Raw genomic sequence first — 25,423 nt, forward strand, 5'->3', positions numbered from 1 at the left:
GTTATAATCCCCGCGCGAATGCGGAGACTTCATTATGAGCAACTCAACTTCTACCCCAAACACTGGTTTAAGCTACAAAGATGCAGGTGTCGACATTGAAGCGGGCGACGCGTTAGTCGATCGTATCAAATCTGTCGCGAAACGTACTGCACGTCCTGAAGTAATGGGCGGCCTAGGCGGCTTCGGCGCTCTTTGTAAAATTCCTAAAGGTTATGAAGAACCTGTTCTCGTATCTGGCACAGATGGTGTTGGTACAAAATTGCGTTTAGCATTGAATTTGAACCGTCATGACACAATTGGTCAAGACTTGGTTGCAATGTGCGTAAACGATCTTCTTGTATGTGGTGCTGAACCACTGTTCTTCCTTGACTACTATGCAACTGGCCACCTCAACGTTGACGTTGCAGCAAATGTTGTAACTGGTATCGGTGCGGGTTGTGAACTTGCAGGCTGTGCATTGGTTGGCGGTGAAACTGCTGAAATGCCAGGTATGTATGAAGGCGAAGACTATGACCTTGCAGGTTTCTGCGTAGGTGTAGTTGAGCAAAGCAAAATTATTGATGGCTCTAAAGTTAAAGCGGGTGACGTTTTAGTTGGTGTTGCATCTTCTGGCGCACACTCAAACGGTTACTCACTTCTTCGTAAAATTTTAGATGTGAAAAACGTTGACCTTACTCAAATCGTTGATGGTCGTCCACTTGCAGATACAGCAATGGAACCAACACGTATTTATGTAAAACCAATTCTTCAGTTATTGAAAGAAGTGGATGTACACGCTATGGCGCACATCACAGGCGGCGGTTTACCGGGTAACTTACCTCGCGTACTGCCAAATGGTGCTCAAGCGGTAGTCAATGAAGCATCTTGGGAATGGCCAGAATTATTCAAACTACTTCAAAAAGAAGGTGGTGTTGAACAATTTGAAATGTACCGCACATTTAACTGTGGCGTAGGTATGGTTCTCGTGGTTGATGCAGCCGATGCTGATAAAACTGTTGAATTACTCAATAGCCTTGGCGAAAAAGCATTCACAATGGGTCACATTGCAGATAATGCTGAATCTGTTGAAGGCGCTGACGAAAAAATCCGTGTAGTTTTCGCATAAGCAACGTTCATGATTAAAATTGCTGTACTTGTTTCAGGTAGCGGATCTAACCTGCAAGCCCTGATCGATGCCAATCTATCAGGTCAAATCGTTGGGGTGATTTCCAATAGACCTGACGCTTTTGCACTGCAACGTGCAAGAAAAGCAAATATTGCAACTGCAGTCATTGAACATAAGCAATATCCAAGTCGTGAAGCTTTTGATGATGTAATGCATCAACAACTGCTCGACTGGGATGTTGACTTGGTGATTTTGGCAGGCTTTATGCGCATTTTAAGCGCTAAATTTGTCAAAGCATGGGAAGGGAAAATGATTAACATCCACCCTTCTTTGTTACCAAATTATAAAGGAATGCATACTCATCAACGTGTGTTAAACACTGGTGATGTCTTCCATGGCTGTACAGTTCACTACGTGACTGCAGAGCTAGATGCTGGCCAAGCGCTTGCTCAAGGTGTGCTTAAAGTCAATGTGCATGATCATGCTGAAAGTCTAGCAGATCGCATTCACGTGCTTGAGCATGTGATTTACCCTCAAGTCGCAGAATGGATCTGTAATGGTACGATCCAACATACTGCTGATGGGGTGTTATATCGCAATCAACCGATGCAAGAACCTGTTCAATTCTGCAAGTTTTAAAATCAGTTTTATCTATTTTAAATAGAAATAAAAAACGCATCCTCGGATGCGTTTTTTATTTGAATACATTTAATCATTCATGTTTGGCATGAACAGCTAACATTTGTTTGATTAACTCAACCGTTTCTACTGGTTTTTCTAATGGAAACATATGACTCCCGCTAACCACTTTAAATGGAATCGCAAATTTTTTCTCGACCATTTGTGGAAAGTGCCGAGCCAAAAATGGTCCTTGCTCTGCAATTAACTGCTGTACAGGCACTTGTGGTTGAGCCTGAGGTAACCACCACAGTGAAGGGTTTGTTCGAAAAATATGAACCTCATCATCACGTGAAATCGTTAATTCCACCCCACCACGCAGTTTATCGTCCATCAATGCATAATCAATATAAGCTTGATAACAGTCTGGATCGAAATCTTTATAAAAACCTTTCGGCCTTAAAAGCTCCGCTGCTTGTTCACGACTGTCCCAATGATCACGACGACGTTTCGACAAGCCTGCGGGCGACATTTTATCGAGGACTTTAAGTTTGAGGAGTTTTGCAATGTGCAAAGCAAAAGACTCTTTACCCATGATCATAGGCGGATCAATCATTAACACTTGTTCAAACAATTCTGGGCGTTGTAACGCAGCCTGAAATGTTAAAACCGAACCTAATGAGTGACCTAATCCAATCACCTTACGACCATTGGCCTGACGTATAATACTGTCTATTACCTGCTGTGTTAAGCTTTTCCAATGGTTATCGATTGGGTAACGCTTATCTGGCCCAAGTAACGGCACATAGATCACATCATATTCATCACTCAGTAAATCAAACAATTTTTGATAAACCTGTGATGGCACGCCATTGGCGTGCGCAAAATGAATTAACGGTTTCATTGTAACTTCGTGCTGTTTTCAGATTGAACCTGTTGTGACAATGCACTTGCCAAACCTTGACCAAATGAACTTCCCATACGACCTAGCACAGAATCAAATGGACTATTTTCAATGGTATAGTTTACGGCTTTTTCAGTTTTCAATTCACGTTTCAGGCTATTTAAACTACCTGTACGGTCAGCAATACCCAGCTTCACAGCCTGATCACCTGTCCAAAATAAACCTGAGAAAATAGCCGGATCATTTGATTTTAATTTCTTACTGCGACCTTCTTTCACGGCATTAATGAAATGCGCATGAACGTTATCGAGTACACCTTGAACATGTGCTTTTTGTGCAGCATCGACAGGTTGAGTCATGGATAAAATCGCTTTGTTCTCACCCGAAGTCATAGTGCGATCTTCTACACCGAACTTTTGCATCAAACCACTAACACCATAATTCGGCATGATCACGCCAATTGAACCCACTAAACTTGAAGGATTGACAATAATTTCATCTGCAGCAGACGCAATATAGTACGCACCTGAAGCACCAGTATCACCAATAATGGCATACAGTTTTTTATCGGTATGGGCTTTTTTCAAGTACTGAATTTCTTGCCAGATTTCATCAGACTGAACAGGTGAGCCACCCGGTGAGTTAATATTTAGAACAACGGCTTTGCTTTGTTTATTTTCATAAGCTTTTTTCAAAGCTTTGATGGTATTTGCGCTGTTTACACTTTGCTTGTCCGCTGCAATGGTCCCAATGATATCAACCACGGCAATATGTGAACCCGCTGTTGCTGCAGGATCTGATGATGACATGCTGCAACTTTTTGCCATCGCAATGATAATAAATAGCAAATAAGCAAAGGTTAAAAATTTAAAAAATATACCCCATCTACGTGCTCTACGTTGTTCCTCAACGGAAGAAAGTACGGCTTTTTCTAATATTTTCCATTCATTTCCAGTTGGCTGCTGGATATTGTTTGAAGAACTTTGCTGTTTTTCTTCAGGTTTTGGTGGCCATTCGGACATAAAAAAAACCTAGTTAATCGTTAATTTGTAGTCATTATATACACGCTAATCGCTATAACTGTCTAATCAATTCATTTTCCCCTATAATTATTTTAAATTTTCTTTCATTTCTTTCAGACTTAAATAAGATGACCGACCAAAATTCACAGGACACCACATATCACCTGTTAAAATTTATCAGCCGTCAACCTATTCAAATTTCAAGATTAATTGCAAAAGGTTTGGCTGGGTTAGTCAATGTTTTAAAAATCTCTAAAACCTACTCTACGATTCAACGCAATCTTAAAATTGCATTGCCTGAATTATCAGAGTCAGCTCGCATTCAACTCACTAAACAAGCGATTCGAAACGAACTTTGTTCTTATTTTGAATTTTTTAATATTTGGGGTGCAAGTACAGAAAAAAATATTCAACGGATTCATCACGTACATGGCGCTGAATATTTACATGAAGCGCTCGCCCTACAAAAAGGCGTTGTACTCGTAGTACCACATTTTGGTACTTGGGAAATCATGAATGCATGGGTTGCGCAGTACACTCAAATGACCATCATGTACAAGCCGGTAAAAAGTGAATCTGCCAACAATTTTGTCCGTGCTGCTCGAAGCCGTGAGCAAGCAATATTGGTTCCTACGGATGAATCAGGTGTACGTCAGATTTTCAAAGCCTTAAAACAAGGTGGGACGACGGTGATCTTGCCAGACCATACCCCCAATGCCGGCGGCGAAATGATTCCATACTTTGGTATTCCACTAAAAACCAGCAACTTAAGTGCAAAACTGATTCAAAAAACCAAAGCACGTGCGCTCTTACTATATGCCATTCGTAACGATAATCATGGTTTTGATATGCATATCGAACCTATCGATGACAATATTTATCAAGGTAATGCAGATGATGGCTCAATGGTTATTTTTAAAGCAGTGGAAGATTTAATTCATCGTTATCCAGAACATTATCACTGGAGCTATAAACGCTTTAAAGCCAATCCAAAATTGAGAAATCTATACAATATTAGTGATGAGGAAGCCGCTCAACGCATTCGTGATATTCGTGAGGAATATCAAAGACAGCAAAAAATTAAAAATGTGACAGAATGACATTTTCAAGCAATACACTTGAAGCAGTTTTCTATTCAGATTCTTTAGATAGCCTGCGATATAGATCGAGCCATTTATACTTTGTACGCTCTTCAATTAGTTCAATTTGTTGTTTATTTTGCTTGAAATGAATACTTCCACTTTGTGCAGTTTGCAAGAGTGGAATGTCTAATTGTTTGAGACGTGTTTGGGTCATCTTTGCAGGATGTCCATAACGATTAAATCGCCCCGCAGAAGCAATCGCCAACTTGGGCTTAAAATGGTTTAAAAACGCATAGGATGAACTATGCTGACTACCATGATGTCCAAGTACCAAAATATCGACTTTTAGGTCTGGATAATCACGTAATATTTGATATTCAGTCTCCCAACCCGCATCCCCCATCAATAGAAAATGTCTTGGTCCATTGACGCCTTTGACCGTCACATACAGTACACAAGAGCGTTCATTGGCATTCCATTGGGCATTTGTCAGATCTTCAGGCTTTGGCGAGAGTATTTCAAAATAGACTTGCTGATCCCAATTCCACTGCTGACCACGCTGACATAAACGCTGTGGAACTTGGTTCGTGGTTTGTACTCGCTCATTACTTGAAAGCTGCCCGATATCAAGCTGTTGCTCCAATGAGAAAAAACCACCGCTATGGTCTTGATCTAAATGAGTCAATAACACCCGATCTAGTCGATGGACACCATTCACACTCAAAAATGGCCGGATGATATTTTGCCCGACACTAAATTTATTTTCATCATAGTTTCCACCGAAGTCCACCATCATATGATGATCTACAGATCGGATATAAATCGCCTGCCCTTGCCCCACATCTAAAATTGAAAGCTGAAAATTTGCTGAATTTCTCCATGGGATAAACAGAGCAAAAAAGGCAATGACCGCCCAATATTTTGGCAAGATTCCTTCAGGTAAAAATAAGATTACTATGGCGAGTATCAACAGTATGATTTGAGTTGACGTCAATGCGACATCGTGCATTTTTGGTGCAAAGAGTCGATCTAAGCCATAGAGAAATACATGTAACACTTCTAAACACAGATCATTGAATAAAAAGACCAAATGCGCCAAAGGTGTAGAAATATAAGAAAGTGCCCCTCCGATGATATCTAAAGGAACCACCACAGTCCCTAACCACGGGATGGCAAATAAATTACTTAGTGGGCTAATCCAAGTCACTTGCTTGAAAAAAATCACCATCAATGGAAATAAGGCAACAAAGATTTTCCATTGTGATTCCACCATCAACCACATTGAATGTTTTAACTTTTGCCAAAAACTGACTTCTGTTTGAGCCAGTAAATGCATCCTTAAGGTTTGATATATCCGCAGTAAAATAAAGCATGCACCATAAGACAACCAAAATGCTGCAGATAAAATACTAAAGGGATCCACGAGCAATAACATTGCGGCACTAAAAACCAGCAGTTGAAAAGGCTGAATGGTTTGCCGTAACAACAGCATGCTACTTGCGACAAGGCAAATCGTCAGCGTTCTCAGCGCCGGTATTTCAAAACCGGTAAATGCACAATATAGAAGGACACAAAAGATAAAGGGCACGACCAAAACATACTGTTTGGGCCATTTGAGATAGATTTTGGGACAATACTTACGGATACCTAACTGCAGCGCCCAACAGAGCATGCTGGCAAAAACCAGTACATGCGGACCAGATATCGCCAATAAATGACTCATCCCAAAGCGTTGAAATAATTCACTGGTGCCTTCAGTGAGTAAACTTTTATCACCTGTAAGCAGTGCTAACAGCAAGCCATGATTCCGTAGCGGTTGTTGGTATATAAACGCTCTTAAATATAAACGTTGTTGTTCGACTTTTATTTTGAACTGGTGTAGCACACCTTGATGTCGTTGATACTGCTGCCCATAGCCCATCGCAATCACATGTTGAGGTGGTATTAATTCCACCGACTTCACCTTTAAACTGGCATGTATATTTTGCTGTACGCTCCACCGCTCTTGGTCAAATGCACCTTCTGTCACATAGCTTTGGGTAGGTCGTAACTCACCATACATACGATAGTATTGTCCAGGGACCAACTGAATCGTCTGTTCATTATTTTGCAAAATTGAATTGGGTAAATACGCCATAAAATATTGAATCTGCTGATTCAGATTGAGCACTTCAATTTTTTGCTGAATTGCTTGGTCTTTGAGTTGGCTGATCTGTGGAATATACGCAATAAACTCGCCTTGTCTGCTCTGATGTTCAACCAATGCCAAACGCTGATCGAGTTGAGTATTGGCGAAACTAAAGCCGAGAATTGCACCTATGCAAAGATTTGTACTGAGCTGTAAGATTTTCGAAAAGGTACTTTTTAGTTTTGGTGAAATGTAGAGCTGTAGCACTAGCCAAATCAGGACAATAAAAAGCAACTGAGCTGTCGAGAGTTGTGGATTCCAAAACCTGAACCCCATAAAAGAAATACCTAAAATCCAGCCAATACAAAAACTTTGTAACATGAGTCGTCATTATTTTTATTATGTGCTGGCAATAATAAAGCCCACCGAGGTGAGCTTCAATCAAACAATCTTAATCCACTAATTTTTTACAAAATCAATTTAGCGCTTAGTCATCTACCCATAAACCATCTTGCATATGCAAAATCGCATCAGCAGATTGAGCTAAATATTCATCATGGGTCACAATTAACATGGCCATGTTAAATTCTTTACGTAATTCAGACAGCAACTCAAAAATCCTCACCGCGGTTTTGCGGTCTAAGTTCCCTGTTGGCTCATCAGCCATCATCAACTTAGGTCTTGCTACCAATGCACGAGCCAAAGCCACACGTTGACGTTCACCGCCTGAAAGCTCACCCGGTTTGTGCGTCATGCGGTGGGAAAGTCCAACGCGTTCCAAAAGATATTCAGCTTGCTGCTTGACTTCTTTGAAGTTACTCGACTTACGTAACATCAATGGCATTGCCACATTTTCAAACGCGGTAAATTCAGGCAACAAGTGATGGAATTGATACACAAAACCTAAATGCTCATTGCGGATATAACCACGCTCTGCTTCACCTAAAGTGTCAAAGCGTTGACCATTAATCAACACTTGACCCGATGTTGGACGATCCAAGCCACCCAATACATGCAATAACGTACTTTTACCAGAGCCACTTGAACCAACAATTGAAACAAACTCACCTGCTTTGACTTGTAATGAAAGTCCGCGAATTACATCGACTGTAGACTTACCATCAGTAAAAGATTTGGTAATGTTTTGGGCATCTAAAACTAAATTACTCATAGCGTAGAGCCTCTGCAGGTTGAACTTTAGCTGCACGTAAAGCCGGATAAATAGTCGCGATAAAGCTAAGACCCAATGATAAGGACACAATCACCACAACATCTTGCCATCTTAAATAAGACGGTAAATAGTTGATGAAGTAAGCATCAAACATATTTAAGCCCAGTGTTGTATTCAACCAACCAACTAAATTACTAATACTAGATGCAGCAATAATCCCTAAAATTGCCCCAGACACCGTACCAATCACCCCAATCACTGTACCTTGCACCATAAAGATCCGCGTGATTGTAGCCGGTGAAGCACCTAGAGTACGCAAAATGGCAATATCGGATTTTTTATCAGTGACCACCATCACCAATGAAGACACAATATTAAATGCTGCAACCAATACAATCAGGAACAGCAATAAACTTACCATTGCCTTTTCCATTTGAATCGCACTGAACAGGTTGCCGTGTGTATAAGTCCAATCTGAAGCATAGAAGTTTGCTGGTAGATCACGCACAATTTCTTGAGAGACTTGTGGTGCTGCAAAAATATCATCCAACTTCATACGGATGCCTTGTGCACCATCTGGCAGTCTTAATAAAGTCGACGCATCGTTCAGAGCTACATAGCCCATCATCGAATCAACTTCCGCACCAATACTGAAAATACCCACAATTTTAAATCGTTTAAAACGCGGAACGACGCCAGCCGGAGAAGGTGTTGCTTCAGGAAGCACCAAGGTCACACTGTCATTCAAACCTAAACCTAAGGCATCTGTCATTTGCTTGCCAAGGACAATACCAAACTCACCTTTTTTCAGGTTATCGATACTGCCTTCCACCATATGGTCTTGGATAATTGATACCTTTTTTTCATACTGCGGTTCAATCCCACTGACCATAATGCCAGACACTTGACCTTGTGCCGTCAACATTCCCTGTAATTGGGTGAATGGTGCGACCCCTTGAACATGCTCATGCTGCTCAATTTTTTTTGCAAGTTCAGGCCAATTTGTTAAAATTTGTGTTGAAGAAACAGTGGCTTGAGGTATCATTCCTAAGACACGAGTTTTCAGCTCACGATCGAAACCATTCATCACAGATAAAACTGTAATAAGGACTGCCACACCAAGCGTGAGGCCGATCATGGATACCAGAGCAATAAAAGAAATAAAGTGGTTACTGCGCCGAGCGCGAGTGTATCTCAACCCTATATACAGCGAGATTGGTTTAAACATAACCATCTAGTCCGAGGTAATATATTATGGAAAATTTACAGCATCAAAGCGTTCAAACTGAACGCCGTGTAATGTCGCGTATCGATGCTGCTTTGCGCATCAACTATCAGATTATCTCTGATGATGTTGCACTGAATGATCCTTACGATCCTAATTTTGTATTGCCGCGCTATTTTCTACTACTTGCTGAATTAGATCAATTTGATCATGCACTCAACTACGAATTAGAACAATTAGCTGAGAAAGATCAACAAATTGCTCGAATCTTATCCTTATTTAACCAAAAGTTAAACCTTATTACGGGTTCTTTATACGACGCAATTGTACAAAGCATGTTACCAGTGCCTGAACATGTCAATTTTTCAGAAACAGGATTAAGTTTTTTCAGTGAACGTCCAATCAAAGAAGGTACTTATATCCACCTCACCTTAAGCCACCCTGAAAATTTTTTCCATATTGCGGCAACTGCGCAAGTGGTTTATAGCCGTGAAGAAGAAAGCAACTTATATCGTACGGGTGCCTATTTTATCACGCTGCTCCCTCAAGACCGCGTCAAACTTGCAGAGTGTATCGCACTGACCCAAAACAAAGAGTGATTTTTAATCAATGTTTTAATTTGTGGGCGAGCTCTCTGTTCGCCCGAAAATCTTTATAAAAATAAACAAACAAGCCTGATAATAGAATCACAGCACCAAGTAAAACCATCAATGATAATTTTTCATCATTCAGTAAAGCACCAAAGAGCATAGCAAGCATGGGTGTGAGTACCGTTGTTAAAGACAAAGTTGTCGCCTTGATGTTTTGTACCAGTTTGAAATAACAAAACATTGCAATCAATGAAGCCATAATCACTGCATAAAATAAGCCAATGAGCGCTTTAGTTGAAGGCATCTGTGTCGGTGCATACTGCCATATAAACGGTAGCATCGCGGCAGAAAATAGTGCTGAGATAAGAATCGAACCTGTGGCTTGAGACATGGGCTGCAAAGGTGCATTGACTTTTTTCACCCAAAAAATCGACATACAGTAGACGAACACGCTCATTAACATTAAGACGATACCAACAGGCTGTACGTGCTGATCACTGCCGCCTAAGCAAATAATGGCTAAACCACAAACGGCAATCAACATCCCAATCCATTGCAAGCGATGCAGATAGGTATGAAAGAAGAAACGACCGATCAGACCCGTCATAATTGGTGCCAAACCAAACATCAGGGCAATAATGCCTGAGCTGAGATAGGCCGTTGCCATATAGGTAAAAATCTGAGAACCAATAAAACTAAATGCCCCCGCCAAATAACTGTGCAGCGAGGTTTTATCCATCGGAAGTTTATGTTTAAAAATAAACAATAATGCGACAGCCAAGGGTAATGCGATAAAAAAGCGTAATGTCAGCGCCCAAAACGCATTGATATCACTGACACTCCAAACGATGGCAAGTGGCGTTGTCGACCAAATGAACACCAACAACGCATAGGTCGTCGCGAGGTTTATTTTAGATGGCATGATTTTTACTTCTGCGCCGTTTTACGTTTTTGCTTTTGAATGGTTTGATCTAAGCTACTAGAAAATTCGCGCTTATCTCGTTCTGAAATCGGTGCTGGACCACCAGTTTGCACACCTGCGCCCCGTAATGTATCCATAAAGTCGCGTAAATGTAGACGAGCTTTGACATTTGCTGTGGTATAAATCTCACCGCGTGGATGTATCGCTATACCGCCCCGCTCAATCACTTCAGCAGCAAGTGGAATATCCTGTGTCATCACGATGTCGTGCTCTTTCATGCGCTGAATAATTTCTTTATCCGCTGCATCTGCCCCGCTCATGACTTGAATCGAGTTAATCCGCACCGAAGGCGTTATCCCAACATTTTGATTGGCGACAAAAGTGACTTCTAACTGGTAACGATCAGAAGCCCGAATAATCACATCACGTAAAATGCGTGGTAACGCATCTGCATCCACCCATAATTTAAATGGCAGCACTGATTTTCCATTCACTTTTAAACATGACTCATAGTAACAAATCTACATGACAATTTGGGGATCTGCATCCGCTGAATGGATCTACATTTCTCTAATCATGAGAATCGAAAAGCTGCAAATTGACTCCAACTTGGGCTTATTTTCCAATGCTTTTACATTTAAATCCTACTGAAAACATTTTTTATGCATGATTTCATGATAAATATGACGTCGGTGACTTGAAAATTTCAAATAACCCTCGATTTATTAATTATGAAACCAACCCAATATCAATTGTGCATATGAAAAAACAAAATAGCCCTGAAATTATCACTATTGAAGATCAAACTTTTGGTAGTCATGTTGAACATTGGAATTTGCTCACCGGCAACCCGACAACGGATGTACCAGTTTGGCTGGGTCAGGCATTGGATGCACCCATTATGCCGATGGGCTTATGCGCACAAGAATCTGATATGGATCAAAGTACCTGGCTGATTCAAGGTCCATCACAAGCATCGATTCAACTGTGCCAAGTGATTGCGGTAGAAAATAATAAACCTAAAGCCGTTAAAACTGCATTTCCAAGTTTTGATAGCCCATATAAAACCAAAGCCACCATTGAACGTATTATTACCTGTAAATCCAATACACAAGCTGTGCTTTGCCTCGACTTAGGCGCAAATACCAGTGTGTATGCTTTTGATAGTTTATATAGCGTCAATCACGACCAATATGAAAAAGATGCAAGCTACAGTGTGCAACTCAATGCTTGGGCCTATGAACTCGAAGCTGTCGCAGAACATGAACAGCTTGTCGTTGATGATCCTGCATCGATTAAACATCATCGTGCTTTAAACGATATCTTGGCAGCAAATAATGGTGTTGCCCCTGCAGATTTACACGAACAAATTAAAGCATGGCAACCAAAGTCTGAAGATGACAAAGCGCCAGTGACCGTCGATTTTTCTAAAATGGTTGCATACCTATATGGTGAAAATCTTGGCCAAGAAGACGAAGCATGGTTCCAAGGGCATATTGTTGGCAAAACCGCCATGCAATTTAAAGAGCAAGACTACACGCTGTATGATGTGACCTTAATCCACGAAGAAAACCAAGAAGCGGTGATTGTTCGTGTTGCAACACGAAATCCGGCGCATAAAGATTTCAATGTTGGGCAATATATTCGTGGCAACCTGTGGATACAAGCCAATATTTACGCGAAATCTGCCTAATTTGAATTCAAAAAACCTATTTTCAAATAAAAAAACCGCCTCAGTGCGGTTTTTTTATTTCTCGCTAATCATGTGTATTCGCTGAATATTTAAATGATTGAATATTTTTTATCCACAAGCCAGTCAATATATTCTATTTTTAAATTTAAATTAAAATAACTTATCCACAATATTAAATTCAAAATAATGCCGAAATATAAATCCATCTGCAAAAGATAAAATATAAAAATCTAATATAAATAAATAAGATAGGAAATTTATGAAACTAAATTTAGCAATTCGGTTGCTTATTTTTAAATAAACTAAATAGTTTAGTAAGTTTATGGCAGATAGTACTTTATTTAATCAAATAATTATGTTAAAAATGCGTTTAAGAAATAGTAATTAACGATAAATAGATCGGAAAGAATATCTATGAAAGTCGTGCAAGAAGAAAACTTATCGCAAGTTGACCATCACATGGAATCTCGATATCAAATCGAGCCAATGTCCTGCTTATTTTTTATGTTAGGTATGCTGATTTGTGCATACGTGTTACATACTTTTATTTTTTAATCTATTCAATAAAAAAACCGGCATTTGCCGGTTTTTTTATGCCTTTAGGATTATGCGTTGCGTTTTGCAAAGTCATCCATAAAGTTAACCAGTGCTTGAACGCCTTCTAGCGGAACAGCATTATAAATACTTGCACGCATACCACCCACTGAACGGTGACCAGCTAAATTCAGCAAGTGGTTTTCTTCAGCTTCTTTCAAGAATTGTTTTTCCAATTCTGGATTCGCCAAAGTAAATGGTACGTTCATGATTGAACGGAATTCTTTTGCAATTGGATTTGCATAGAAATCGCTTGAATCAATATAACCATAAAGTAATTCAGCTTTTGCCATATTCGCTTTATAAATTGCGTCTACACCGCCCTGCTCAAGTAACCATTCAAAAACGAGGCCAGATAAGTACCATGCATAAGTTGATGGTGTATTCACCATTGAACCATTTTTCGCTTGAGCTGAATATTTCAAGATACTTGGAATATCTGCTTTCGCTTGATCCAATAAATCATCACGAATAATCACTAAAGTTAAACCAGCCGGACCAATATTTTTCTGAGCGCCTGCATAGATTAAACCGAACTTAGATACGTCTAATGGTGCAGATAAAATGCTTGATGAAAAATCGGCAACCAATGGCTTGTCTGTTTCAGGAATGTTGGCAAACTGAAGACCGCCAATGGTTTCATTATCTGCATAATGCACATAAGCTGCATCATCAGATAAGTTCCAAGTGCTTTGATCAGTAATCGCAAGTTTACCGTCAATGATCGTACCCGCTTCAACGACATTAATGTCGCCATAACGCTGTGCTTCTTTCAACGCTTTTTCAGACCAAATACCAGTGTGGATATAGTCTGCTTTGCTGTTTTTACCCAATAGGTTTAATGGGATCGCAGAGAATTGCAGTGATGCGCCACCTTGAAGGAATAACACTTTATAGTTGTCTGGAATATTCATCAGCTTACGAAGATCAGCTTCTGCTTTCTCTGCCACAGCGACATAGTCTTTACTACGGTGGCTCATTTCCATGATCGAAAGGCCTTTGCCTTGCCAGTCAAGCATTTCAGCTTGAGCTTTTTCTAAAACGGCAGTGGGTAATGCAGCAGGACCAGCACAGAAGTTGTACGCGCGCATGAGTTTTCCTTTCAAAGTGAAACACAATAAAATGATGGCATTTAACCATATCTGACGCGTGCTTGCAGTAGTTAAAGCTGAAAATATTCCAATGCTGTCTGACATTTAAAGTCAAAATTTCAATAAAGATCAAAATTAATTCTTCTTAATTCAAATTATTAGATTTACTGATATTTTTTATCCCTTGAATTGATGCTAATTTAAGGTCTTGATGTGCGAAAATGACGTGCGCTACAAAGATAAAATTTATTTACATATGTATATGAAACAATACAACAACTTAGTGAATTTACCCAACTTCATCACAATGACTATAATGAACCCATCCTAGCTGTGAGTGTGTTTTTATGCCTCTACCTCGAACAGATTATTCTATAAAAATTAAACATACATTTCGTTCAGGATTGCTGCTTGGCCTTGGTTGTTTGAGTGTTTTTTTTAGCCCCACGGTACTTGCGCAAAGTATCAGTTATAGCCAAGCAGAACAAAGTCTACTCACTAGTTCGTATAGTACTCAGGCCAACCAAGCGCTACAACAATCTGCCGAACTTCAAGCTCAGGCCATTAAAGGCCTTGGTTTACCTCGTGTGGATTTAAACGTCCGTGCCTATGCCTTTCATAATGAACTCGATATTCCTCTCGGCGCCTTAAAAAACAACTTAGAACAAACGCTGAGTAATGGCATTAATAATAAAATTGATGAAAGCTTACCGAGTGATTTGGCAGACCCATTAAAAGACAGTCTACAACAGCCAATCCGTGATGGTGTGGGCTTAATTCCAGATTCGTCACAGGTGGTCTTAGATGATCAAGTGATCCGCCCTACCGTTTCTGTAATGATGCCGCTGTATACCGGTGGGTTAACGTCTAGCGCCAAGGAAATTGCCAATATCCAAGCCAAACGCAGCGCGATAAGCAGTGAACAACAACAAGATGTGCAACGTTTTGAATTAATCCAAGCCTACTTCAATGCTCAATTACAAAAAAAATTAGTCGAAAGCAGCCGCTTCAATTTAAATGCGATGCAACAACACTATGCCAATGCGCTCAAAATGGAACAACAGGGTTTTATTAGCAAAGGCCAGCGTATGCAATTTAAAGTGGCGAAGAATAATGCACTCAGAACTTTTCAAAATACTGAAGCGAATCTCCGCTCTAGCTTATTTAAGTTAAACAACTTAATGCAAAGCAGCCAAATTACTGATCTTACAACGCCATTATTTATCAATCAGCAACACAATCAAAATATAACCGCCTTACTAAAAAGTTATCAGGATCAGTCTAGTTTGGTGCGTAAAATGCAATTGGACAGTCAATTGGCTGGTGCTAATGTGAAAGCCCAAAGCGCAGCAAAAAAACCCAACGTCTTTGCCTTTGGTGAATATAGTCTCGACGATAAACAAAATTGGATCGTTGGTGTTGCCGCTCGCTACAACTTATTTTCAGGTATTGATAAAAACAAATCCGTACAAGCTGCTGAACTTCAACGCTATGCATCTGAGTTAATGACTGAGCGTACCAAACAAGAAATTGAAAGCCTGATTTATAGCTCATTTAATGAAGTCACCAGCGCTCAGCAAAGTCACCTGTTGTTACAGCAAAATCTAAAAGCCGCACAAGAAAATTTAAGAATTCAACAGCTTTCATTTAAGGAAGATATGGGTACGGCCACACAAGTCATTGATGCACAAAATGCATTGAACGGGCTACAAAGTGAAATGGCGCTTAATGCTTATAAATACGTGATGTCACTCGCAACACTGCTACAAAGTCACGGGAGCATTGACCAGTTCCAAAGCTATATCAATCAATCACACACCGACTATATTCGCTAAGCTTAGCCGAGGGGAAACCATATGAATCAGGAACCGACTGATCACCAAGAAGATGCCTCCGCGAAAGCTGAAACATCCCAATCCAATGTCTCGACTTCAGACGTTTCACCTACAGCAAATACTGCTGAGGATACTCAAGAAAAAGTGGCTATCAATACAGATGCAGAGACGAAAAATAGCTCTGTGCAAAGTCGCAATAAATCTGCTTTGATCAAGTTCGGGATTGGCATTGTCTTGGTTCTGCTTTTGGCATTGATTGTATTTGGCTTATGGAAAAGTTATCAGCCCAAGCAGGTTGAATTACAAGGTCGAGTTGAGGCTGAAACCATCCACATTAGTACCAAAGTACCTAGCCGTATCGAAGAAATATATGTGCAGGACGGTGAAAAAGTACAAGCAGGTCAAGCACTGGTTCGTTTAACCAGCCCCGAAGTCGATGCAAAGAAACAACAGGCTTTAGCTGCACTTCAATCTGCGCAAGCACTGCAATCCACAGCTGAACGTGGCTCTCAACAAGAAAATATTGATAGTTTATATGCCAATTGGCAAAGTCTAAAAGCACAGCAACAATTGGCGCAAACCACCTACCAACGTGGTCAAAACCTCTATAAAGAAGGTGTCATTTCACGTCAACGCCGTGATGAAATGCAAGCTGCCGCAGTCTCTGCTGCACAAATGACAGAAGCGTCTTATCAACAATATGCGCGTGCAAAACGTGGCAGTACACCGCAACAACAAAGCTCGGCAGATGCCCAAGTCAAGATTGCGCAAGCCGCGTTGGCCGAAGCAAATGCACTTGAGGCTGAAACCAAATTGTTTGCACCGTCCAATGGCACCATTTCAAAAACCTATGGCAAAGTTTCAGAATTAGTTGCGATGGGTGTGCCCGTTGTAAGCCTGATTCAAGATGATAGCTTATGGATTAGCTTAAATGTCCGTGAAGACCAGTATGCTCAAGTGTATCAACTCAAGACCATGCAAGGATTTATACCGGCGCTAAACAAATCTGCCGAGTTTAAAATTGATCACATCGAAGCCGAAGGTGAATTTGCAACAATCAAAACCACGCGACAAACGGGCGGCTATGACATTCGTAGTTTTAAAGTCCAACTGAAACCCGCTCAGCCGATTGCTGACTTAAAAGTGGGTATGAGCGTTTTGTTTAAAATTGAAGAGCGTAAATAATGTTTAGGGGCATTCTGCGTGAGTTTCGCTATTTGATGCAGCATAAATGGGACTTGTGTATGGTCACACTTGCCCCCGCCCTTGTGATTTTGCTCTTTAGCAATATGTTTGCTCAAGGCAAACCAGATCATTTACCCATCGCGATCATAGACCAAGATCAAAGCAGTTTAAGCCGTAACATTACTCATTTTGCGCAGCTCAACCATACCTTAAAAGTAGCCACCATTACACCCAGTATGGATGATGCTGAAAAGCTTTTAAATCAGACTCAAATTTGGGGCTATATTCATATTCCTGCTGGTGCAGAGCAACGACTGGTTCAAGCAAAAGATGCAGAAGTCAGCATTGCCTATAACCAAAGCTATTTTAGTGTCGGCAATAGTATTTCATCAGCCATGCTGCTAAGTACATTGCAAGCCATGGCCGATTTTAGTGGTCATCAGTATTTAGAAAATACAATTCCCTACCTTGATGCACCGACACCCAATGTCAAAATTTCACCTTTATATAATCCAGGTTTAAATTATGAGTTCTATTTAGAGCCGTACATGATTCCTGCGATTCTGCATTTATTACTGTGTTGCTGTGTCGCATTTTCAGTCGGTCAAGAAATCAAATATGGCACTGTAAATCAATGGGTGAAACCGACTTCTGTCTTTCAAGCTTTAATCGCTAAAAATCTCAGTTATGTTTTCATTTTTACCGCTTGGACATGGGCATGGATGTTCTGGCTAATCGTGTTTAGAGGGTGGTTTGTTCAGGGTTCATTACTGCTAATTTTGCTCGGGCAATTGTTTTTTTATACAGCCTATGCCTTTATCAGTTCTACTGTAGTTTTGGCGACACGTGATCTCACCAAATCTTTTGGTTTTATTGCGGTATATGGTGGCTCATCACTGAGTTTTGCAGGGGTGACATTGCCGCTGAATAACGCGCCGATGTTTACAAAATTCTGGGCCAATATTATTCCCTATACGCCTTATGCCAAATTACAAACAGAACAATGGGTCATTGGTAGCCCAATCTCCATTTCAATCACACCGCTTGTCACCCTGATCATTTACTGTCTGTTCTATTTGGTTCTTGCCAGCTTCTTTTTACGGAAAGTACTGAAGGAGCAAAGCATATGAATAAAATCGTGTCATTTCTATCAACTTTGCTCAGACACTATATTCAAAGCTTTAAAGATATTGTGAAGCACAGTTCGATTTTTACCACCTTAGTGCTTTCTGTTTTTCTTTACAGTTTTTTTTATCCCATTGCTTATCAAGCGGAACACGCAGAATCGCTCCCCATTATTGTGGTGGATGAGGAACAAAGCATACTCACCAATACGATTATTGGTGCTGTAGCCAATAGTCCCAATGTAGAAATTCGAGCTGTGACTGGTAATTTTGCGGAAGCTGAAAATATGCTCCGAAGTCAGCAAGCTGACGGGATTTTACTGTTGCCGAGTAATCTTTCAAATAGCATTCGCCGTGGTGAAACCGGTGGAATTGGTTTATATCTCAGTGCTGCAAACTTTCTAAAGACGCAAAAAATTGGCTTAGGTTTAGCCAGTTCGATGGAAAATGCTCTCGGCGAATATGCAGAAAAATTCCAGAACATATCCGATTTTAGCCCAGCTTTATCTATCCATAAGATTCCATTGTTTAATCCACTTTCAGGCTACGGCAGCTATATTTTCCCAGCGGTTGCTCCCTTAATTATTCATCAGACGATTTTATTGGGTCTGTGCATGCTGATTGCGACCTATCGACAAAACACAGCATGGCGTCCGAGCTATACACAATTGGCTGGCATCTTCTTGTGTATTTTGACCATTGGAACGTTGGGATGCTTCTATTTATTTGGTTTTACCTTTTGGCTGAATGATTATCCACGCGGTGGAAATTTTTGGGGCATGTTCATTGCTGTGCCCATCTTCTTCAGTTGTATTATTGCGATGACCCTCTATCTCGCAACTTTTCTTGACCTGCCAGAACGTGCAGGACATGTCATCGTTTTTAGTTCTATTCCGCTTTTTCTACTCTCGGGAACGGCATGGCCACATGCAGCTATGCCTGAATGGATGCAAATACTTGCTCAGGTGTTGCCGTCAACTCAAGGCATTCAAATGTTTCTTCAACTCAATCAGATGGGTGTACCTACAGCAATTGTCATCCCTAAATTGCTTTACCTCACAAGTATTGGACTGATTTTTTTATGTCTTGCTGTCTGGCGTTTAAAGTTTGCCAAAAGATAAAGCTTTTTGTGCTGTAAGACATGTCTGATCTCAGGAGAAATGCGTTCAAACCTATTCATCATGGACTCGAACGCTTTGCTTCTTAGCATGTCTCAAATTTTAATGCTTTCTGCCACCTATTAACTGTATGCTGTTGGCGTCACAGTCGATGCCTCATCCACTTGAATATCAAAATCATCTGCATCTGAAGTGATCTCAGTAACCAAATCATCTGATTCTTTTTCTGCAGCGTTTTCAAGCCAGAATCCTTTCACTTTATCGTCCCCATCATGACCTGCAAAGACCACACTCATATACAGTTCTTTTTGCGGATAATCATATTTATACACAATTGTTGTGGTCTTACCTTCTCCCAGCCGAGTATTTGCCATTCGCTGAATTACTTCCGCCTCAGCACTAGGTTGACCTGCAGGAATCAGCTTTTTCATACGTGAAAACAGCTCTGGATCTGCTAGCATCGCATCACGAACATTTTCTTCAACCAATACCAAAAAGCTGTCTTGATGGGGTTGGTGTAGTGCTGCGAATAATTTTTCTGACTTGATACGCTGTGAGCTTGTCTCACTTGGTAGGCTTGATTCGAATTTTGCAATCAAGAAATCGCCGATTTTTTCACAAGCCGTTATAGGTAAGATTAAAGCAATGATGACGACTAATTTTTTCAACACCGTACAAGCCCTCTGCTTATTATTAATAATATATAAAGTTAAAATTTAGTTCGGATAATCTGTGTGATTTATAGAACTTTCACTGATTTATCTGCCTCACAAGTATAAAGCAAACTTCTATATAAAAATGAAAAATACAGGCTCACAATTAGTTTTTCGATCTTTCTAGGCAAATCAGAGATTTTGTGAAGTGTTCATTAATAACTCAATTTTATTCGTTCTATAAATTAAACTTAATAATCAAATCGCTTATACAACTAAAAATGATAATTTATCGATCAAACAGTTTGGTTTTGATCAAAATCGTTGGCTCTATTCTCATATAAACTGCAAAATATTATCGTATTTATCTCCCAAATTGTTCAGAACTTTTTTTCATGGCGGATTCAGTCTGTCTGCAACATTTGTTCGTGGATGACTGTGGGCTTTTTTCTCCCAAATCTGACATAAGAGCTGATGTATGAAAAAGATTAAGGTGAGCCTTGCCTGGCAAATCGTGATTGCTCTCATTCTAGGTATACTTGTTGGTGCTTTCCTACACTATTCTCCTGAATATCGTGATGCTTTAGTTAATAACTTTTTGACTCCTTTGGGCTCAATTTTTATTAACCTCATTAAGATGATCGTTATTCCGCTTGTTGTGTCGATGCTTATTTTAGGTATTGCCAATACAAGTCACGGTAGTAACTTAGGTAAACTTGGTTTCAAAACAATTATTTATTTTGAAATCATTACCACCGTTGCTATTTTAGTCGGTTTAGTTGCAGCCAACGTATTCCAACCTGGTGCCGGCATTGATATGTCTGCATTGACGCAAGTCGATATTTCAAAGTATCAAGAAACAACACATGAAGTCAGTGAACATTCTCATGGTTTGATTCAAACAATACTTTCACTTATTCCATCTAACTTTTTTGCAGCTTTGACTAGTGGTCAAATGCTCCCAATCATCTTTTTCTCTGTGATGTTTGGTGTAGGTTTAGGTGCGCTTGATCAAGAAGTAAAACAACCTTTAATTAAAGTGTTGACCGCTGTTTCTGAAACGATGTTTAAAGTTACGCACATGATCATGATGTTTGCACCTATTGGTGTATTCGGCTTGATTGCTGCAACTGTTGCGAATTTCGGCTTCAGCTCACTTGTGCCACTGCTTAAACTTGCAGTTTTAGTTTATGGTGCAATCTTCTTCTTTATTTTCATTGTATTAGGTGCAGTTGCTAAATTCTGTGGCTTCAGTGTTTGGGCCATTATCAAGATTTTAAAAGATGAATTGATTCTCGCGTATTCAACTGCAAGTTCTGAAACTGTCCTCCCCCGTATTATGGAAAAAATGGAAGCTTATGGTGCCCCGAAACCGATTACCAGTTTCGTAATTCCAATTGGCTATTCATTTAACCTCGATGGTTCGACCCTATATCAAAGTATTGCGGCTATCTTTATTGCTCAGCTTTACGGGATCGATCTGACAATCACCCAACAAGTGATTCTGGTCCTAACCTTGATGATTACCTCTAAAGGGATTGCAGGTGTACCTGGCGTTTCTTTCGTGGTCTTGCTAGCGACTCTCGGCAGTGTCGGTATTCCACTTGAAGGTCTGGCATTCATTGCGGGTATTGACCGTATTTTAGATATGGCACGTACTGTACTAAATGTGATTGGTAACGCGCTTGCGGTACTGGTGATCAGTAAATGGGAAGGCCAATTTGATACTGAAAAACAAAAAAATTATGCTGCTAATCTAAAAGATGCCGCTTAATTTTATGTTATAAAAAAGGACGCTTCGGCGTCCTTTTTTACAGCTTTGTTTTATTTTTTACCAAACTTTATTTATTTTTTTCACCAAACACTGAAATATTAAAATCTCGAATTTTGTTACTTCCTGCCGGCTTATCAAAACTTACATCGTACTGTACAAGGTTTTTATTGGTATAACCGTACTCATAAGTGACCGTATATAAAGACGGCTTTTCAGTCGATTTTTCAATGTGCTTTGCCACTATATTTTTGCGTGAGTAATCTTGTTTCGGAATACCTCGTGCAAATTTACGCAGCTCTTTTTCATTCTGTTCAAACTTCGCTTTGAGTTCTGGTTCAAAGTAGGTGTACAGCTTTTCAAAATTGCCTTCACGTAATTGATCATAGGCAGCTTGGGCAACTTCAGTCTGTTCAGCACTTGGGTCTGGTATTGCATTTAAGGCTTTTTGACCTATTTGGTCACAGCCGCCCAGCCCAATAAGTGAAGCCATTGCAAAATATTTTAATTTCATATTGTACTCATCAATCTAAAATTATCTGTCTATAAAAAAGGACGCCGTAGCGCCCTCTTTTCTCAATCTTCAATTAGTCTTCTTCAGGCTCATTGAGACCTGATTCATTGTCATTTTGATCAATAATCGTTGAGTCATCGATAAGCTGCTCAGTTTCGATTGCTTCCACTTCTTCAAAAGTTTCGTCTTCTTCAACTGCTTCGATCGCCACAACACCGACTAAGATTTCGCTTTCACCTAAACGGATCAAACGAACACCTTGAGCATTACGACCTGTTTGTGCCACTTCAGATGCACGTGTACGAACCAGCGTACCACCATCTGAAATTAACATCAGCTCTTTAGACGCATCAATCGCTACCGCACCAACAAGTTCACCGTTACGTTCAGATGTTTTGATTGCAATAACACCTTTACCGCCACGTTTCTTGGTTGGGAAGTCATCTACTGGTGTACGTTTACCATAACCATTAGCTGAAGCACAAAGTACTTCACCCGTTTCAGGAACAACCACCAATGACACAATACGGCTAATGAGAGCTGAATCAGAGGTATCTTCATCATCCGACTCTACATCCGCATCCTCAGCGTCTTCAGCTTGAGCTGCTGCACCAATGGTCACGCGCATACCACGAACACCTTTGGCAGAACGGCCCATTGAACGCACGTCAGTTTCTGCAAAACGAATGGCTTTACCTTCGTTTGAGAACAACATGATTTGTTGTTCGCCATCAGTAATAGCAACACCAATTAAGGTGTCATCACCATTGAGCTCAATCGCGCGTAGACCGTTTGAACGAACATTCGAGAATTGCTCTAACTCAACACGTTTAATCGTACCGTATTCTGTTGCCATAAATACGTAGAAGTTTTTACGAACGGCTTCCGCTTGCTGTGCAAAGTCATTGATGATTTCGTCATCAAGATCAGTCGTAGACAACTCTAGGCCCAATTGTTTCAACTGAATACGAAGTGCATCAGATAAATCATCTGCACCATCTTCAGTCTCGGCAAGTGCGGCTTCTAAGCCTACAAAATGACTGTTAATCACTTCATTGGTTTGTAGCTGTGCACTATTGGCTTTTACAAATGCTTTAAAGTCAGCCAAACGTTCTTTAAATTTCTTCGGCGCATCGACTACAGGTAAAATAGCGGTGATGGTTTCGTTTTCATCTAATGGTAATAAGTTCACCATTGGACGACCTTTCGCACCACGAGATGCTTGAGGCACTTCATACACTTTCAGACGATAAACTTTACCTACATTGGTAAAGCAAAGCACTGTTGCGTGGTTTGAAGTCACGATCAAATGCTGGATGTAATCATCTTCTTTCATTGAAGTTGCAGACTTACCACGTCCACCACGACGCTGTGCAGCGTAATCTGACAATGGTTGAGTTTTTGCATAACCTGATTTAGAAACAGTCAGTACCATTTGCTCTTCAGGGATTAAATCTTCACGAGAGAAGTCGATACGTGATTCCACGATATCGGTACGACGTGCATCGCCATATTGTTGAAGGATTAAAGCCAATTCTTCTTTAATTACGTTCATCAATAAGTTGAAATCGTTCAAAATTGCCGTGTATTCAGCAATTTGACCAAGAATTTCTGTATATTCAGCTTGTAACTTGTCTTGTTCTAGACCGGTTAAGCGATGTAAACGAAGTTCTAAGATCGCACCTACTTGGGTTGGAGACAGACGATAAATATCACCTGTTAAACCAAATGGACGTGCTGGATCTTCGCCTTCAATTTCATCTGGACGGACAGATACCGCGCCTGCTTTTTCAAGCAAGGCAACAACACCACCGCCTGCCCACTCGCCCGCTTGTAAACGTTCACGTGCTTCGCTTGGGTTTGCAGATGTTTTGATGGTTTCAATGATCGCATCGATGTTTGCAAGTGCAACCGTCAAACCTTCTAAGATATGTCCACGTTCACGTGCTTTACGCAATTCGAACATGGTACGGCGTGTAACCACTTCCTGACGGTGACGGATAAACGCTGCAATAATATCTTTCAAGTTCATTAACTTAGGCTGACCATTATCGAGGCAGACCATGTTAATACTGAATGAATTTTCTAATTGGGTATTTTGGAATAAGTTATTTACAATCACTTCAGCGTTTTCACCACGCTTCAAGTCAATTGCAATACGCATCCCTTCTTTATCTGATTCATCACGAAGTTCAGAAATACCTTCAAGTTTTTTCTCTTTGACCAACTCAGCAATACGTTCAATGGTTTTTGCTTTGTTAACTTGATAAGGAATTTCAGTGAAGACAATCGTGCTACGGCCCGATTTTTGGTCTTCTTCAATGTGATATTTACCACGGATATGCAAACGGCCTTTACCAGTACGGTACGCATCGACAATGCCAGATTTACCGTAAATTATACCGCCTGTAGGGAAGTCTGGACCAGAAATGTGTTCCATTAATCCTTCAATGCTGATGTGCGGATCGTTGGCATAAGCAAGACATGCATTAATGACTTCTGTCATGTTATGCGGAGCCATATTGGTTGCCATACCTACAGCAATACCAGCTACACCGTTAATCAACAAGTTAGGCACACGTGTTGGCATGACTTGTGGAATACGTTCAGAACCGTCGTAGTTGTCTTCCCACTCTACGGTATCTTTCTCAAGATCCGCTAAAAGTTCGTGGGTTAATTTACGCATACGAACTTCGGTATAACGCATTGCTGCTGCACTGTCACCATCGACAGAACCGAAGTTACCCTGACCATCAACCAATTGATAGCGTAAACTGAAATCTTGAGCCATACGAACAATGGTTTCGTATACAGCTAAGTCACCATGTGGGTGATATTTACCGATGACGTCACCGACTACACGGGCAGACTTTTTGTAAGCTTTGTTGTAGTCATTGCCCAATTCGTGCATTGCAAAAAGCACACGACGGTGAACAGGTTTGAGACCATCTCGGACATCTGGCAACGCACGTGACACAATCACGCTCATTGCATAATCGAGATATGAGCTCTTCAGTTCATCCTCAATGGCAATCGGTCTAATTTCCGATACGCTCATGCATACTCCTTGTTATACAA

21 protein-coding genes are annotated in these 25,423 nt (G+C 40.4%); 10 read left to right on the top strand and 11 right to left on the bottom strand.

Going from position 1 to position 25,423, the window contains the following annotated elements; all coding sequences use genetic code 11:
* Positions 1–34 precede the first annotated feature (34 nt).
* Both purM and purN read left to right on the top strand, forming a co-directional pair.
* A complete protein-coding gene (gene purM / locus FTT72_RS00820) occupies positions 35–1,105 on the top strand; it encodes a phosphoribosylformylglycinamidine cyclo-ligase (RefSeq protein WP_078190382.1) in 1,071 nt (356 codons plus the stop codon).
* Between the two features lie 9 nt (positions 1,106–1,114).
* The gene (gene purN, locus FTT72_RS00825; protein ID WP_180177701.1) at positions 1,115–1,744 is read left to right on the top strand and encodes a phosphoribosylglycinamide formyltransferase; all 630 of its coding nucleotides are present in this window, start codon (positions 1,115–1,117) and stop codon (positions 1,742–1,744) included.
* A gap of 73 nt (positions 1,745–1,817) precedes the next feature.
* On the opposite strand, the gene FTT72_RS00830 is transcribed toward purN, so the two are convergent.
* Positions 1,818–2,627 (bottom strand): alpha/beta fold hydrolase, encoded by an 810-nt coding sequence (locus FTT72_RS00830; protein ID WP_180177702.1) that lies wholly within the window; start codon positions 2,625–2,627, stop codon positions 1,818–1,820.
* A complete protein-coding gene (gene sppA, locus FTT72_RS00835; protein WP_180177703.1) occupies positions 2,624–3,649 on the bottom strand; it encodes a signal peptide peptidase SppA in 1,026 nt (341 codons plus the stop codon). Before sppA ends, FTT72_RS00830 begins: the two co-directional genes overlap by 4 nt.
* A 128-nt stretch (positions 3,650–3,777) precedes the next feature.
* Here sppA and FTT72_RS00840 point away from each other — a divergent pair, with 128 nt between their 5' ends.
* Positions 3,778–4,749, top strand: a complete 972-nt coding sequence (locus FTT72_RS00840; protein WP_180008950.1) for a lysophospholipid acyltransferase family protein — start codon at positions 3,778–3,780, stop codon at positions 4,747–4,749.
* 31 nt (positions 4,750–4,780) lie between these two features.
* Here FTT72_RS00840 and FTT72_RS00845 read toward each other — a convergent pair whose 3' ends face one another.
* The 3 genes from FTT72_RS00845 to FTT72_RS00855 form a co-directional block, all read right to left on the bottom strand.
* A complete protein-coding gene (locus FTT72_RS00845) occupies positions 4,781–7,240 on the bottom strand; it encodes a DNA internalization-related competence protein ComEC/Rec2 (protein ID WP_180177704.1) in 2,460 nt (819 codons plus the stop codon).
* Positions 7,241–7,346: 106 nt separating this feature from the next.
* Positions 7,347–8,030, bottom strand: coding sequence for a lipoprotein-releasing ABC transporter ATP-binding protein LolD (lolD, locus tag FTT72_RS00850; RefSeq protein ID WP_180177705.1), 684 nt, complete (start codon positions 8,028–8,030; stop codon positions 7,347–7,349).
* Positions 8,023–9,258 (bottom strand): lipoprotein-releasing ABC transporter permease subunit, encoded by a 1,236-nt coding sequence (locus tag FTT72_RS00855; protein WP_078190389.1) that lies wholly within the window; start codon positions 9,256–9,258, stop codon positions 8,023–8,025. Before FTT72_RS00855 ends, lolD begins: the two co-directional genes overlap by 8 nt.
* 26 nt (positions 9,259–9,284) lie before the next feature.
* On the opposite strand from FTT72_RS00855, the gene FTT72_RS00860 reads away from it, so the two are divergent.
* Positions 9,285–9,854, top strand: coding sequence for a PilZ domain-containing protein (locus FTT72_RS00860; protein ID WP_180117560.1), 570 nt, complete (start codon positions 9,285–9,287; stop codon positions 9,852–9,854).
* 7 nt (positions 9,855–9,861) lie between these two features.
* On the opposite strand, the gene FTT72_RS00865 is transcribed toward FTT72_RS00860, so the two are convergent.
* Positions 9,862–10,767, bottom strand: a complete 906-nt coding sequence (locus tag FTT72_RS00865) for a DMT family transporter (protein ID WP_180177706.1) — start codon at positions 10,765–10,767, stop codon at positions 9,862–9,864.
* 5 nt (positions 10,768–10,772) lie between these two features.
* A complete protein-coding gene (locus FTT72_RS00870) occupies positions 10,773–11,261 on the bottom strand; it encodes a YaiI/YqxD family protein (RefSeq protein ID WP_372491130.1) in 489 nt (162 codons plus the stop codon).
* A gap of 266 nt (positions 11,262–11,527) precedes the next feature.
* On the opposite strand from FTT72_RS00870, the gene FTT72_RS00875 reads away from it, so the two are divergent.
* Positions 11,528–12,460, top strand: coding sequence for a hypothetical protein (locus FTT72_RS00875; RefSeq protein WP_180009976.1), 933 nt, complete (start codon positions 11,528–11,530; stop codon positions 12,458–12,460).
* Between the two features lie 605 nt (positions 12,461–13,065).
* On the opposite strand, the gene serC is transcribed toward FTT72_RS00875, so the two are convergent.
* Positions 13,066–14,145, bottom strand: coding sequence for a 3-phosphoserine/phosphohydroxythreonine transaminase (serC, locus tag FTT72_RS00880; RefSeq protein WP_180117482.1), 1,080 nt, complete (start codon positions 14,143–14,145; stop codon positions 13,066–13,068).
* Positions 14,146–14,492: 347 nt separating this feature from the next.
* Between serC and FTT72_RS00885 the strand changes: the two genes are divergently transcribed.
* The 4 genes from FTT72_RS00885 to FTT72_RS00900 are packed head-to-tail and all read left to right on the top strand — an operon-like array spanning position 14,493 to position 19,410.
* Entirely contained in the window at positions 14,493–15,980 is a 1,488-nt protein-coding gene (locus FTT72_RS00885) for a TolC family protein (protein ID WP_180177707.1), read from the top strand.
* A gap of 21 nt (positions 15,981–16,001) precedes the next feature.
* Positions 16,002–17,165, top strand: a complete 1,164-nt coding sequence (locus tag FTT72_RS00890; RefSeq protein ID WP_180177708.1) for an efflux RND transporter periplasmic adaptor subunit — start codon at positions 16,002–16,004, stop codon at positions 17,163–17,165.
* Positions 17,165–18,295 (top strand): ABC transporter permease, encoded by a 1,131-nt coding sequence (locus tag FTT72_RS00895; RefSeq protein WP_180177709.1) that lies wholly within the window; start codon positions 17,165–17,167, stop codon positions 18,293–18,295. The genes FTT72_RS00890 and FTT72_RS00895 overlap by 1 nt, the downstream gene beginning before the upstream one ends.
* A complete protein-coding gene (locus tag FTT72_RS00900; protein ID WP_180177710.1) occupies positions 18,292–19,410 on the top strand; it encodes an ABC transporter permease in 1,119 nt (372 codons plus the stop codon). Before FTT72_RS00895 ends, FTT72_RS00900 begins: the two co-directional genes overlap by 4 nt.
* 119 nt (positions 19,411–19,529) lie before the next feature.
* On the opposite strand, the gene FTT72_RS00905 is transcribed toward FTT72_RS00900, so the two are convergent.
* Positions 19,530–20,078: a hypothetical protein gene (locus FTT72_RS00905; RefSeq protein WP_180177711.1), complete on the bottom strand. Its 549-nt coding sequence runs from the start codon at positions 20,076–20,078 to the stop codon at positions 19,530–19,532.
* Between the two features lie 460 nt (positions 20,079–20,538).
* On the opposite strand from FTT72_RS00905, the gene gltP reads away from it, so the two are divergent.
* Positions 20,539–21,834, top strand: a complete 1,296-nt coding sequence (gene gltP, locus FTT72_RS00910) for a glutamate/aspartate:proton symporter GltP (protein ID WP_078190399.1) — start codon at positions 20,539–20,541, stop codon at positions 21,832–21,834.
* Positions 21,835–21,901: 67 nt separating this feature from the next.
* On the opposite strand, the gene FTT72_RS00915 is transcribed toward gltP, so the two are convergent.
* The gene (locus tag FTT72_RS00915; protein WP_078192064.1) at positions 21,902–22,345 is read right to left on the bottom strand and encodes a DUF3887 domain-containing protein; all 444 of its coding nucleotides are present in this window, start codon (positions 22,343–22,345) and stop codon (positions 21,902–21,904) included.
* Positions 22,346–22,418: 73 nt separating this feature from the next.
* Positions 22,419–25,403 (bottom strand): DNA gyrase subunit A, encoded by a 2,985-nt coding sequence (gene gyrA / locus FTT72_RS00920; protein WP_180177712.1) that lies wholly within the window; start codon positions 25,401–25,403, stop codon positions 22,419–22,421.
* Positions 25,404–25,423 lie beyond the last annotated feature (20 nt).

This window comes from Acinetobacter sp. YH01005 (assembly GCF_013420465.1).
GTDB lineage: Bacteria > Pseudomonadota > Gammaproteobacteria > Pseudomonadales > Moraxellaceae > Acinetobacter > Acinetobacter amyesii.